At 32.3% G+C, this 13451-nt stretch carries 12 protein-coding genes and 1 other annotated feature; of the genes, 9 read left to right on the top strand and 3 right to left on the bottom strand.

The genetic code is table 11. From position 1 onward, the window contains the following. Positions 1-696 (top strand): ATP-binding protein (locus ACFWTK_RS11195; RefSeq protein ID WP_415876073.1); only part of this gene is annotated, 696 nt, incomplete at its 5' end. A 205-nt stretch (positions 697-901) separates the two neighbouring features. Here the strand turns inward: ACFWTK_RS11195 and ACFWTK_RS11200 are convergent. Both ACFWTK_RS11200 and ACFWTK_RS11205 read right to left on the bottom strand, forming a co-directional pair. Then, positions 902-2284 (bottom strand): methyl-accepting chemotaxis protein, encoded by a 1383-nt coding sequence (locus ACFWTK_RS11200; protein WP_415876074.1) that lies wholly within the window; start codon positions 2282-2284, stop codon positions 902-904. 433 nt (positions 2285-2717) lie between these two features. Beyond that, the gene (locus tag ACFWTK_RS11205) at positions 2718-2936 is read right to left on the bottom strand and encodes a hypothetical protein (RefSeq protein WP_415876075.1); all 219 of its coding nucleotides are present in this window, start codon (positions 2934-2936) and stop codon (positions 2718-2720) included. 542 nt (positions 2937-3478) lie between these two features. On the opposite strand from ACFWTK_RS11205, the gene ACFWTK_RS11210 reads away from it, so the two are divergent. From ACFWTK_RS11210 to ACFWTK_RS11220, 3 genes are all read left to right on the top strand, one after another. Then, complete coding sequence (locus tag ACFWTK_RS11210) at positions 3479-5386, top strand: acyl-CoA dehydrogenase family protein (protein ID WP_415876076.1); 1908 nt, start codon at positions 3479-3481, stop codon at positions 5384-5386. Between the two features lie 61 nt (positions 5387-5447). Beyond that, the gene (locus ACFWTK_RS11215; protein ID WP_415876077.1) at positions 5448-6647 is read left to right on the top strand and encodes an FprA family A-type flavoprotein; all 1200 of its coding nucleotides are present in this window, start codon (positions 5448-5450) and stop codon (positions 6645-6647) included. Positions 6648-6788: 141 nt separating this feature from the next. Then, positions 6789-7004, top strand: coding sequence for a hypothetical protein (locus ACFWTK_RS11220; RefSeq protein ID WP_207656042.1), 216 nt, complete (start codon positions 6789-6791; stop codon positions 7002-7004). Positions 7005-7135: 131 nt separating this feature from the next. Here ACFWTK_RS11220 and ACFWTK_RS11225 read toward each other — a convergent pair whose 3' ends face one another. After that, positions 7136-8092: an NAD(P)-dependent oxidoreductase gene (locus ACFWTK_RS11225; RefSeq protein ID WP_415876078.1), complete on the bottom strand. Its 957-nt coding sequence runs from the start codon at positions 8090-8092 to the stop codon at positions 7136-7138. Positions 8093-8307: 215 nt separating this feature from the next. Then, positions 8308-8562 (top strand) — a binding site (T-box leader). Positions 8563-8617: 55 nt separating this feature from the next. Here ACFWTK_RS11225 and ACFWTK_RS11230 point away from each other — a divergent pair. The 5 genes from ACFWTK_RS11230 to ACFWTK_RS11250 all read left to right on the top strand — a co-directional run bounded on the left by ACFWTK_RS11230 (position 8618) and on the right by ACFWTK_RS11250 (position 13445). Beyond that, the gene (locus ACFWTK_RS11230; RefSeq protein ID WP_415876079.1) at positions 8618-9097 is read left to right on the top strand and encodes an Lrp/AsnC family transcriptional regulator; all 480 of its coding nucleotides are present in this window, start codon (positions 8618-8620) and stop codon (positions 9095-9097) included. Continuing rightward, on the top strand, positions 9094-10260 hold the full coding sequence (locus tag ACFWTK_RS11235) for an aminotransferase class I/II-fold pyridoxal phosphate-dependent enzyme (RefSeq protein WP_415876080.1): 1167 nt from the start codon (positions 9094-9096) through the stop codon (positions 10258-10260). The genes ACFWTK_RS11230 and ACFWTK_RS11235 overlap by 4 nt, the downstream gene beginning before the upstream one ends. 634 nt (positions 10261-10894) lie before the next feature. Beyond that, entirely contained in the window at positions 10895-11428 is a 534-nt protein-coding gene (locus tag ACFWTK_RS11240) for a helix-turn-helix domain-containing protein (protein WP_415876081.1), read from the top strand. A gap of 281 nt (positions 11429-11709) precedes the next feature. Next, positions 11710-12660, top strand: coding sequence for an ABC transporter permease (locus ACFWTK_RS11245; RefSeq protein ID WP_415876082.1), 951 nt, complete (start codon positions 11710-11712; stop codon positions 12658-12660). Beyond that, complete coding sequence (locus ACFWTK_RS11250; protein WP_415876083.1) at positions 12654-13445, top strand: ABC transporter ATP-binding protein; 792 nt, start codon at positions 12654-12656, stop codon at positions 13443-13445. Before ACFWTK_RS11245 ends, ACFWTK_RS11250 begins: the two co-directional genes overlap by 7 nt. The last annotated feature ends 6 nt before the right edge of the window (positions 13446-13451 follow it).

Consider the following 13451-nt stretch of genomic DNA (forward strand, 5'->3'; position numbering starts at 1 on the left):
GATTTGGCAGGTTCATTAACGACAGGAAGTCATCATATTACTACAGCGAAGAGAAAGAAAAATATTAATAAATGTTATGGATTAATACAGGAATACTTTAAAGCTACAGATAATATATATAGGAGCTCAGGAACTTTATCATTAGATTTTGAAAATTATTTGAAGAGATCAAAAGTAGAGTCACCTATGTATGATTTTAAGCAGGGGTTATACAGTTTAGATGGTGATAAAAGAAAATTAAATGAAGATATGCTTGAGAAAATCATGCAAAATATAGCTGCACTGGCTAACTTAGGCAAAAATAAGATTGGATATTTATTTCTGGGAGTAACTGATAAAGAAGAAGATACAAAAAGAATTGAGCAATTAGATGGTTTAATTAATGTACCAAGAATAGAAGGTTTTGGAGTAGTAGGATTGGAGAGAGAAGCAAAGATAAGAAAAGTATCATTGGATAGATATATTACATTTATTACAGAACAAATAAGAAATTCTGAATTGCCGGATTGGCTTAAAATATATGTAAACACTAATATTACTCCAGTAACATATAGAGGGTATACTGTTTTAATTATAAAAGTAAAATCAGGTAGTGAGCCTGTTTGGTATAAAGATAGGTTATTTGTAAGGGATGGATCAAATTGTAAAGAAGTTAAGGGGAAAGATACAGCAGCGGTGTATAACTTATTTAAATAGATTGAATAAATGTAGTAGATAAACTAAATCTACTACATTTATTACTCATTTGTGTCTATAATCTTTGATAGATTTTGTACATTTGATACGATACGGTTCGCCTCCACCATACATAAATTTATAATATTGATACAATGAAAAGTCCTTGATTTCAAGGACTTTTACTATTTTTAGTAGAAATAAAATATGAAAACATTTAAAAAACTCAAACTTGAAACAGTTTAATGCTGTCTTCCAGATCTGCAGCCATTTCAGCAAGTTTTTTTATGTTTCCTGTAATCTCTTGGAGTACAGAGACTTGCTCTTCAGTAGATGCGGCAACCTGCTCAGTGTTTGATGCGGTATTCGTAGAAATAACTTTAATATCTTGAACACTTCTATCTAAGTTATCTATAGTGTTCCTAGAATTTATTATTATATTATTGCATTTTTTTAAATTTTCTTTGGTATCCTCAAAAGATCTTATAATTTCATTTAAAGCCTGTCCTACAATCTCAGCTAACTCTTGTCCTTTTTCAGATTCTCTATTTCCTTCTTCTATTGCAGCTAAAGCTCTATTTGTTCTATCTTGGGTATCATTAATTAGCTGTTTAATACTATTTGAGGATTTCATAGATTCTTCTGCTAATTTTCTGACTTCATCGGCAACTACTGCAAATCCTCTTCCTGCTTCACCAGCTCTAGCGGCTTCGATGGAGGCATTAAGTGCCAATAAGTTCGTCTGATCTGCTATTCCATCTATTATTTGAATTATATTTCCTATTTCACTAGAGTTTTTTTGAAGTTCATAAACAATGTTTGATGTATAGTTTACGCTATTCTTTATTGTCTCTATTTGAGTGACCATACTATTCATTTTCTCTCTACCATCAGCAGCCAATCTGCTTGTGTCTTCAGAAAGTTGTACTACTCCAGCAAGTTGTTCAGTTATATTTCCCATATCATCTACAACATTTTGCATGCTTGAGGAAACGCTTTCCGAAGCTCTGAGCTGTTTTTCTGATCCGCCTGCAACTTCTTGAGTAGAGTTTGAAATTTCTTCTGATACTTCTGATACCTGCTCTGCTGAAATTAATAATGTTTTGGAGGATGATGCAAGATTTGTTGATATTTCATTTATTTTAGTAACTATATTCTTTAAGTTTACAACCATGTTATTAAAACTAGCTCCCAGTTTTCCTATTTCATCATTGCTATTAATATCTATATTTTCCGTTAAGTGACCATGTGCTACATTTTCGGCCGCTTGTGCTAATTTATTTAAAGGATTTAAAGTAGAATTAATAATTAACCTTAAGATAAATCCGCCAATAATAAGCGCTAAAATAGCAATTATAGTAAAGCTTATTGCAATACTTCTTACAGCCGCATTTTTATTTTCTAATGAAAGTCCTATATCCACGGCTCCTAAATTGGTATCATTATCTTTTAGAGGCATTAGTACATCATATACATTTTCTCCTTTATAATTATATAAGGATGAAAACATCTTTCCTTCTTGAGCGGCTGCCTGACTTCCTTCATCGTTTAGAGTAATTCCTATTCTACTTTTATCACTATGGGCAGTAGTTTTTAAACTCAGGATCAATAGTTAATGCATAAACTATATTAGATTTTTTACCTAACCTATCAACTAAATTTTGATCATGCTTACAGTTTGGTTTAATTTTTCAACTTCATTTGCAATTATCACCAACTTGTATCATTCCACCATTACTTAGAGCTCATAGCTAGCATACTTATAAAAATTTTTATCTTTTGTTATTTGAACTTTGTCTTATTTGTTCAATAAGCTTTGTAGTGCGCGTTTCTGCAGAACTGCTTGCACAGGATGATTTTCTGGATATTTATATCCATATTTATTGACTGGTAAATTAGAATAAATTACAACACCTGATGGATCTGCTATATTGATTTCTTGAACATTAGTTGCTTTAGCAACTTCTGATAAATATTCATTAGAGACATTAGAATATTGTCCAACTAAATAAGCAACAGCACAAATTTTATCTCCTAGTAAATTATCTAGTCTGTTTCATTATATTATTGTTATTTTGTATTTCAGATGTTATTTCCTCTACAAGACTCATTCCATCTTCTTTTACTTGGTTTTCAAATTTTTTATTTATTATATTTAAAGACATGATTGCCAGTAATATAATGGAGATTGTTAACACAAGAAACGAACTAATGGTTATCTTAGATTTTAATGAGTAATTTCTTTTTTTAGTAATCTTCACTATAAACATCCTTTCTGCCATATTATGTATTATGAATATTAGTTAGATTTTACACTGAATTTTAACATTTTTCAATAATTATTCCCTTAATTCAACATAATTTTCTATACCTTATATATTTTAACTAGGATTATAAAACCAGCTAAAAATGAATTTCTAGTTGGTTTATTTTAATATAAATCTATGTAATTAATTAACTGTATATTTTTTCATGTACATATATGATCCGAGTAATAACCCGTAGAACTAATAATGAATTTTGGTTCTTTGAGGTTATTTTTTATTTTATAAATAAATCCACAATAAGAATATTTTGTATTCTATAGATAACTCATATTTATAATTTGCCATCTGCTTTAATTGTGCAATTGTGAATAACTTAACAAAAACATATTTAATATTAATCTTGTAATAATTATTATTAAGGAGTATAATAAATTATATAATTAGTAAAATTTATTAATAAAAAATATTTGTAATATGACATATGGCATATTACGTATAAATTATACTAGTTGCTTTAATTATAGGGAGGTGCGCTTATGTCTTTTAAGACTACAGACCAACATGAAATTTTAAGAAAAAGGATCAGAGAATTTGCTGAAGAAGAAATTAAGCCTATTGCATTTATGTTAGATCAAGAAAATAAATTTCCCTCTGAAGTAGTTAAAAAACTGGCTGATATGGGGATGATGGGAATACCATATCCAAAAGAATATGGTGGAGCAGGTCTGGATGTAATCAGTTATGCAATTGCCGTTGAAGAATTATCAAGGGTTGATGGCGGTACAGGCGTAATCCTTTCAGCTCATACATCTTTAGGCACATATCCAATTGCAGCTTATGGAACAGAAGAACAGAAACAAAAATATCTAGTCCCGCTAGCAAAAGGTGAAAAACTTGGAGCATTTGGTCTTACAGAAGAAAATGCTGGTAGTGATGCTGGAGGTACAGAAACAACTGCTGTTCTAGAAGGCGATTATTATATTTTAAATGGTGAAAAGATTTTTATTACTAACGCAGGTGAAGCTGATATATATGTTGTTTTTGCAGTTACTACACCAGGTATAGGTACTCGTGGTATCAGTGCGTTTATTGTTGAAAAAGGATGGGAAGGATTTACTTTTGGCAAGCATTATGATAAAATGGGTATTCGTTCCTCAGCTACTGCAGAATTAATTTTCAATAATGTAAAGGTTCCTAAGGAAAATCTATTAGGAAAAGAAGGCGAAGGTTTCAAGATTGCTATGACAACATTAGATGGTGGACGTATTGGTATTGCAGCTCAAGCTCTTGGAATCGCTCAAGGAGCTTATGAGAATGCTTTAGAGTATTCAAAAGAAAGAATACAATTTGGTAAGCCTATTTGTCAACAGCAGATAGTTGCTTTCAAATTAGCTGATATGGCAACAAAGCTTAGAGCAGCTAGATTACTTGTTTATAGTGCAGCAGAGTTAAAAGAGAATCATGAACGTTACAGCATGGAAGCTGCTATGGCTAAACAATATGCTTCAGACGTTTGTCTTGAAATCGTCAACGATGCTCTTCAAATATTTGGCGGAAGCGGTTATATGAAGGGTATGGAAGTTGAGCGTGCATACAGAGATGCTAAGATATGCACAATATATGAAGGAACTAATGAAATCCAACGTGTTGTTATAGCTGCTAACATTATAGGTAAAATGCCTAAGAATAACGATGGAGGCAGAGTTTCTCAAAGAGGACCTATAACAGGTTATCGTAAGAAAATAATCTTTAAAGATGGAACTTTAGAAGAAAGAGTTAACTCCCTTGTTGAAGCTCTTAAGAAAGATGGATACGACTTTACAGTTGGAATTCCTATAGATACTCCTATTAATAAAGCTGACAGAGTAGTTAGTGCAGGTTTAGGTATAGGTGAAAAAGAAAACATGAAGCTTATAGAAGATTTGGCAATTCAAGCTGGTGCAGCTATAGGATCTTCTCGTCCAGTAGCTGAAACACTTAAATATGTTCCTCTTAACCGTTATGTAGGTATGTCCGGACAGAAGTTTAAAGGAAATCTATATATTGCTTGCGGTATTTCAGGTGCAGGCCAACATTTGAAAGGTATAAAAGATGCTACTACTATTGTTGCTATAAATAATAATCCTAATGCAAAAATATTTAAGAACGCGGACTATGGAATTGTTGGTGATATAACGGAAGTATTACCATTGCTTACTGCTGCGTTAGATAATGGAGAAGCAAAGAAGGAGGCACCACCAATGAAAAAGATGAAGAGAGCTGTTCCAAAGAAAGTTGCTCCAACATGGAAATATCATGTATGTAATGGATGCGGTTATGAATATGATCCTAGTGTAGGTGATCCTGAAGGCGAAATAGCTCCTGGAACACTATTTGAAAATCTACCTGAAGAATGGAATTGTCCTGCTTGTGGTGAAGGAAAGGATATGTTTATAGAAGTATAATTTCTATAATAAAATGACCATAATAATATAATCTGTTTTAGTATAAAGGAGGACTAAGTTTATGTATTGTGTTAGAAATATAACAGATGATCTTTATTGGGTTGGCGGCAACGATCGCCGTCTTGCCCTATTTGAGAATATTCATCCCATTGAAAGAGGGGTTTCCTATAATTCATATTTGCTTTTGGATGAGAAAACAGTATTATTTGATACTGTAGATTGGTCAATTTGCCGTCAATTCATTGAGAATATTGAAGGGATCCTTGGGGATAGAGATTTAGATTATATTGTAATCAATCATATGGAGCCAGACCATGCAGCTTCTATTGAAGAGGTTATTATTCGTTATCCAAATGCAAGAATTATATGCACAGAAAAGGCTGCTATGTTTATGCATCAGTTCGGATTTAAAGTCGCTGACAGGATAATACAAGTTAAAGAAGGGGACACTATGTCTTTTGGAAAGCATAAAGTTGTATTTATAGCTGCTCCAATGGTACATTGGCCAGAGGCTATGGTAACATATGATACTACTGATGGAGTATTATTCTCTGCAGATGCTTTCGGATCTTTCATATCATTAGACGGCAGACTATTCAACGATGAGGTTAACTTTGACCGTGATTGGATTGATGAAGCAAGAAGATATTATACAAATATTGTAGGAAAATATGGTCCTCATGTTCAAGCTCTTTTAAAGAAGGCTGCTACTATCGACATTAAGATGATTTGCCCATTACATGGACCAGTATGGAGAAATAACTTTGAATATTTGTTAGATAAGTATAATAAGTGGAGCAGTTATGAACCTGAAGAAAAAGGTGTATTGATTGTTTATGGAACAATGTACGGAAATACAGAGGCAGCTGCTAATGATTTAGCAATTAGGTTAGCTAAAAAAGGAATGACGAATATTGCTATGTATGATGTTTCAAAAACTCATGTTTCATACTTGATTTCTGAGGCGTTTAAATATAGCCATATAGTTCTTGCTTGTCCAACTTATAACTTAAAAATTTATCCACCAATGCTAAACTATATAATGGATATGAAGGCACTAAATCTTCAAAAACGTACTTTCGCTATTTTAGAAAATGGATCATGGGCTCCTCAATCTGGTAAACTAATGCGTGAACTTATAGAGAGCATGAAAGATATGACTATTTTAGATAATGAGATGACTATAAGCTCAAGCTTAAAGGAAGATGACGCAGATATAATGGAAGATATTGCTGACAGCATTATAAATTCAATGAAGTAGTATTCCTAAATAAAGCTGCACTTGCATGTAATATTGATATTATAGTAAACTAAAGACAATGAATAAATTTTGGTATATGGAGGAATAATGATGAAGAAAGTAACTGTTTTTGGAAGCAGATACTGACCACAATGTGAACCTGTGAAAGAGTTTCTTTCCGCAAACAATATAGATTTTGACTATTTTGATATTAGTGAAAATCTGATGAATTTAAAGATGTATTTAAGATGCAGGGACTTCAGGCCAGAATTTGATAAGGTTAAAGAGCAAGGCAAAATAGGAATACCACTTATAGTAGTTGGTGATGGAGAAAAATTCATTATAGAGAGAGAACCTACTTTAGATGAACTTAAATAAGAAGTATAAGTTCTACTATAGTGAATTGAAAAATCTCAAAACACAACTAACAAATAAGAGCTGTATTTGTAAAAAACAATACAGCTTTTATTTTATTCTGATTTTCTAATATCTATAGCTTACTACGCTTACTAGCCTACAACGTTGATAGGTGTTCCTTTAATGAAGGCTTCAATGTTATCAGCTAACAGCTGAATAAGTCTTTGTCTTGATTCAAAACACTTCCATCCTATATGAGGAGTAAGAATAACATTATCCATTTCAAATAGAGGATTTGTTACTGCAGGTGGTTCAGGATCTTGAACATCTAAAGCTGCACCAGCTATTCTTTTTTCACGAAGAGCTTCTATTAAATCGTTTTCATTTATAAGAGCTCCTCTAGATGTATTTACGATAAAGGCTGAAGGCTTCATCATATTTAGCCTGTCCTTATTTATGATATGTTTTGTGCTTGGTGTAAGTGGGCAATGAAGGCTTACAAAATCGCTATTTTTAAGCAGCTCTTCTAAAGATACAAATTTTATATTTGGGTCTTCCCAATGTTTTGGAGTTCTGCTGTATACTAAAACATTCATACCTAGCGCTCTACCAACTTTTATTACTTGCTGTCCAATGCTTCCAGCACCTATTACTCCAAGGGTTTTGTTCTGTATTTCAAAATGAGGAACTTTAAGGTGTTCTGTAAAATTAGTAAAGTTCTTCTGTTTTATCATTACTTGTTGTATATGCAGTGAAGAACTTAAGTTTAACATAAAAGCAATAGCAAGCTGAGCTACAGCCTCAGAACTATACCCTGGAATATTGCACACAGTAATTCCTTTTTCCTTTGCTGCGTCTAGGTCTATATTGTTATAGCCAGTTCCAGCTTCACAAATTAATTTGACAGATGAAGGAAAGTTCAATATTAAATCCTTTCCAAGAGGTAGTTCCTTAGAGATAACAACATTTTGATTATTAACTCTTTCTAAAATTTCATCATTAGTGCTAGCATCATATTTTGTAACAATACCAAGGCTTTCAAAGCATGAAAGTTCTAACTTCTTATCAAAGTCAATTTTACCTGAATTAAGAAATACTATATTCTCCATATTATCCTCCTAAATTTTTTATAGTTAATATATATATTATACAGAATTTTATGTAAAAAGAATATATTCGGAATAAAATAATATATTTAGGGTATATATAAATGTATTCAGCTATAACATTGGAATTTATAAACAAAGTGTAAAAATTTAAAATTAATAAAAATATATTGAACTTTAAACCTTATTTAGATTATAATATATAAAAATAGTAAAACATAAAGACTATGACAGGGAGAAGTATATATAGGGAAAATTCAAAGCGAGCGGTGAATAGTGAAAGCACTGTAATGGAACTATATAGAAAGCAGCCCTCGAGTTTCCAATCGAGAAAGAGGAATTAAGTTTTAATTCTTGCAATAGAGAAAGACGTATCCTCACGTTACAGAGGAATAGAATAATAAATTCTAAGATAGAGAGAGTGCTAAATAGCACTAACTAGGGTGGTACCGCGAAAATCCTTCGTCCCTTTATGGAGATGAGGGATTTTTTTATTATATAAAGATATAAATTAGGAGGTAATTTAGTATGGAAGAGATTTTAGAAATCCTTGAGAAAAATAGCAAGTATAGTGAAGAAGAGATTGCTGCTATGGTAGGAAAAACCGTTGAAGAAGTAAGAGCTGCAATAAAAAAATACGAAGATAATAAGGTTATTTTAGGATACCCTGCATTAATAAATTGGGAGAACACAAACAAAGATAGCGTTATAGCCTTAATTGAAGTAAAAATAACTCCACAAAGAGGAGAAGGTTTTGCAAAGGTGGCAGAGAGAATATATAAATTTTCAGAAGTTAGAGCCTGCTACTTAATGTCAGGAGGATTTGATTTAACAGTAATTGTAGAGGGTAAGACTATGAAAGAAGTAGCTCTTTTTGTAGCACAAAAATTAGCTACTCAAGAAGGAGTTTTGAGTACAGCAACTCACTTTATACTTAAAAAATATAAAGATAACGGAACTATATTTGAAGAAAAGATAAGAGACGATAGGGAGGCAATATTTATATGATAATGGAGAATATGATTTTACCGCAAGTTAAAAATATGCCTCCATCAGGCATAAGAAAATACTTTGATATGATAAATGAAATGAGTGATGTTATATCTCTAGGAGTTGGGGAACCAGACTTTGTTACACCCTGGAATATAAGGGAAGCTGGTATTTATTCTTTGGAAAAAGGGCATACTCATTATTCTTCTAATGCAGGACTTATTGAACTTAGAGAAGAACTTTCAACTTATTTAAGTAGAAAGTATGATCTAAAATATGATCCTAATACTCAAATTATTGTTACTGTTGGGGGAAGCGAAGGCATAGATATAGCTCTTAGAGCTTTAGTAGGCCCTGGCGATGAAGTAATTATTCCAGAACCAAGCTTTGTAGCTTATAAGGGATGTACAACTTTCACAGGGGCTACACCAGTGGTCATAAATCTCAGAGCTGAGGATGACTTTAAGCTTACTCCTGAGCTTTTAGAAAAGGCCATTACTCCTAAAACTAAAGTGGTTATAATTCCTTTCCCTAATAATCCAACAGGAGCTATTATGACAAGAGAGGAATTAAAACCAATTGTAGATGTCTTAAAGGACAAGGATCTAATTGTTATATCAGATGAAATATATGCTGAACTTACATACGAAGGAAAACACGTATCTATAGCAAGTTTCCCAGAAATGAGAGACAAGACTATAGTAATCAATGGATTTTCAAAAGCTTATGCTATGACAGGATGGAGAATGGGCTATGTATGTGGACATCCTGTTTTAATAGATGCTATGAAAAAAATACATCAATATGCAATTATGTGTTCACCAACAACTGGACAATATGCTGCTATTGAAGCTTTAAGAAATAGTGATAAAGACGTAGAAAAGATGGTAAGAGAATACAACAGAAGAAGAAGGGTTATGGTTGATGGATTTAGAAAAATAGGACTCGAGTGTTTTGAGCCTAAGGGAGCATTTTATTTATTCCCTTGCATAAAGTCTACAGGCCTAACTTCGGATGAATTCTGCGAAAGACTTTTAATGGAAGAAAAAGTTTTAGCTGTTCCAGGCAATGCCTTTGGTGATTGCGGAGAAGGTTTTATAAGAACTTGCTATGCATCATCCATGGACAACATACTAGAAGCACTAAAGAGAATAGAAAGATTTTTAAATAAAATTAGATAAAACATCACGCATGGAATTTGCATTTAGGAAAGCTTCACTTCGCAAAGAAGCTCTAATATTTCTGGGATTAAAACCCCTAAACCTTCTAAACTCACTATCGTTCAAACAATAGAAGGTTCTTACGGTGTTTTAAACCCAGAAATAAAAACCATGCACATAGTGGAATTTCCATTTATGCATGGCTTTTGATTTTATATGGAACTTTTATGAATTTTGCAATAGCCTATTTGTCGTGCTTCGCCGTTAAAAAGGATATAATCATCATTAATCTAAACTTCACGTTCAAATGCACTAAAAATACATCAAATCTAGCAGCCTAACGGCTAAACTCAGCGCAGCGCCTACACTTCCTAAACTTCCTACACTGCCCTTTTCTCCACTTGCGCCTTGGCGGCTCCACTATCCACTTCCTCTACTCCTAAACTTTTGTTTGTCGCATTAGATATGACATACAAGTCGCATCTAATATGACAATGATGGTTTTTCTAATATGACACATATGATATACAAAGAATACTAATGTAATAATAAATAAATTAATAATACTAATAAAAATAAATACTAATAAAATTTTAAAATATTTTTTGTACAAATTGTATTAGAAGTGCATATCTACACTTTGGAGGGGATAGATATGAGAGATTTTACAATGGTACAAAATGAAGTGTTAAACTTAGGATTAAGTGGACAAGCTTTTAAACTATATTGTATTCTAAAAAGTTACTGTTTTGATAATAAAACTAGCTGCTTTCCATCCCAAAAGACCTTAGCATATAGGCTTAATAAAAGCGTTAGGACTGTGCAGAGAGCATTAAAGGAATTGGTTAAGTTTGGATTAGTAATAGTTAAAAGAAGAGGTTCTATTAGCAATATATATGAATTAAACATAAAACATCATAAAGCTAAGGATAATTCAAAGAGGAAAGTTAATATCCATGAAAAATTAAATTCTTTAATTGAAAAACACTATAATAAATCCAATTATAGAAATAGTATTAATAGTAATAAAAATAATTTTAAAAATACATATAATAATTGGGAGAGCAAAAAGGACAGCTTTAATGATTATGAACAGAGAAACTATGACTTTAATAAGCTGGAGGCTATGCTTTTAGGCTATCCATCTGCTCCAGAAAACCTTAGTGAAGCTCTAGTTAGTGAAGGTTAATGAAAGTGTAGGAGTGGAGGCGCCTACGGGCGCCTCCACTAGAACTAAATTGTTGCACAATTTAGTTCTAAAACGCATATACTACAGTATATCTATAGGAATAATTGAAAATCGTTGTATGAAAGTATTGACAAAGTAGAAATAAATCTATAAAATTATACTAAATAACATATAGGATAACTAGGAAATATAATATAAAGATTTTTATTTAAAATAAGTATTTATTTTTTTGAGTAAAAACCTAGTAATTATATAGGAATAATATAAAAGGAGGAGAAGGGATGAAAAATAAGAGTAATTTTAGGATGATTTTACCTATGATATCACTGATTATAGCAATTCTCGTGAGTAAGTTTGTTCCAGATAAACTTGCAATTTATAAAACAACGTTTTGGGTACCTATACTTATTGGAGTTTTAGCTATTTTTCTACTCTTAAATTTAGTTTCTTTAAAAAATTCAAAACTACATTATAAGCTTGAAGAAAAATCACCATTGATTAGTGCGGGCATATTATTACTGTGTCTGTGGGAAGTTCTTACTTCAAAGCTTACTATATTACCAATGCCATATTTCCCAGCACCAGGGCAAGTGGTTGATGTTATTATAACTGATTGGAGAATGCTTGGTATAAGTACTTTGTATTCTCTTAGAATGTTAGTTATAGGATATTCTATAGGTGCTATTTTAGGCTTAGTTACAGGTGTTATGATTGGGTGGAATCCAAAGCTCAACTATTGGCTTTCTCCTCTGCAGAAAGTTATTGGACCAATACCTGCAACAGCATGGATACCAATAGCTATGACATTATTCCCAAGCAGTTTTACGGCTAGTGTATTTATACTAGCATTAGCGGTATGGTTTCCTGTAACTGTAATGACAAGCTCAGGAATTGCAAATGTTCAAAAATCTTATTTTGAGGTAGCACAAACCCTGGGAGCTGATAAGTACTATCAAATATTTAGAGTGGCAATACCTGCTTCGTTGCCTAATATTTTTATAGGATTATTTATGGGTCTTGGAACATCCTTTGTTACCTTAATAGTAGCAGAAATGTTAGGTGTTAAAGCAGGACTCGGCTGGTATATAAACTGGGCTCAAGGATGGGCTGAATATAAAAAGGTATATGCAAGCCTTGTAGTTATGTCAATACTATTCTCTACAATTATAACCTTGTTATTTAAGATGAGAGACAAAATATTAGTATGGCAAAAGGGGCTGATAAAATGGTAAAAAAGGAAGGAAATATAGTAATAAAGGATTTAAGCTGTGAATTCACAGATCATGAAAATAATAAGATTTTAGCATTAGATAGAGTAAATATGGAAATACAATCAGGAGAGTTTGTATCTATTGTAGGTCCCAGCGGCTGCGGTAAGTCTACTTTACTAAGAATAATAGCAGGACTTCAAAAACAAACCTCTGGTACGGTTTTTCTTGATGGTGCGGAGATACAAGGGCCAAGCTATGAAAGAGGGCTTGTGTTTCAAAATCCTAACTTATTTCCGTGGTTAAATATATATGACAATATTGGAACGGGATTAGTTGCAAGAAAGTTATATCACAAAAAGAAAGATGATATTGATAAATACATTGAACTTGTAGGATTAAATGGCTTTGAAAAAGCTTATCCCCATCAGTTATCAGGAGGTATGGCACAGCGTGCAGCTATTGCAAGAGCATTAGTAAATCATCCTAAAGTATTGCTTTTAGATGAACCTTTAGGTGCCTTAGATGCATTTACTCGTATGTATATGCAGGACGAGCTTATAAGAATTTGGCAAGAGAGAAAAAATACAATGATATTAATTACCCATGATGTTGATGAAGCTGTTTATTTAAGCGATAAGATAGTGGTTATGTCACCACGTCCAGGTAAAGTTCATCATATCATCAAGGTAGATATGAAACACAAACGAAAGAGAAATCAACCGGAGTTTATATTTCTTCGAAATAAGATTTTGCAGCTGCTTAATTTTGTTCAAGAAGAAGAAAAACAGCCAGAGTATTATATTTAATCTATA

The organism is Clostridium sp., from assembly GCF_047777555.1.
Classification (GTDB): domain Bacteria; phylum Bacillota; class Clostridia; order Clostridiales; family Clostridiaceae; genus Clostridium_H.

What these genes read in the sequence shown, in the direction of transcription:
- ACFWTK_RS11210 (WP_415876076.1), top strand. Translation starts at nt 3,479, where the DNA reads ATGTCTTTTAAGACTACAGACCAACATGAAATTTTAAGAAAAAGGATC.
- ACFWTK_RS11230 (WP_415876079.1), top strand. Translation starts at nt 8,618, where the DNA reads ATGGAAGAGATTTTAGAAATCCTTGAGAAAAATAGCAAGTATAGTGAA.
- ACFWTK_RS11235 (WP_415876080.1), top strand. Translation starts at nt 9,094, where the DNA reads ATGATAATGGAGAATATGATTTTACCGCAAGTTAAAAATATGCCTCCA.
- ACFWTK_RS11215 (WP_415876077.1), top strand. Translation starts at nt 5,448, where the DNA reads ATGTATTGTGTTAGAAATATAACAGATGATCTTTATTGGGTTGGCGGC.
- ACFWTK_RS11225 (WP_415876078.1), bottom strand. Translation starts at nt 8,092, where the DNA reads ATGGAGAATATAGTATTTCTTAATTCAGGTAAAATTGACTTTGATAAG.
- ACFWTK_RS11240 (WP_415876081.1), top strand. Translation starts at nt 10,895, where the DNA reads ATGAGAGATTTTACAATGGTACAAAATGAAGTGTTAAACTTAGGATTA.
- ACFWTK_RS11250 (WP_415876083.1), top strand. Translation starts at nt 12,654, where the DNA reads ATGGTAAAAAAGGAAGGAAATATAGTAATAAAGGATTTAAGCTGTGAA.
- ACFWTK_RS11245 (WP_415876082.1), top strand. Translation starts at nt 11,710, where the DNA reads ATGAAAAATAAGAGTAATTTTAGGATGATTTTACCTATGATATCACTG.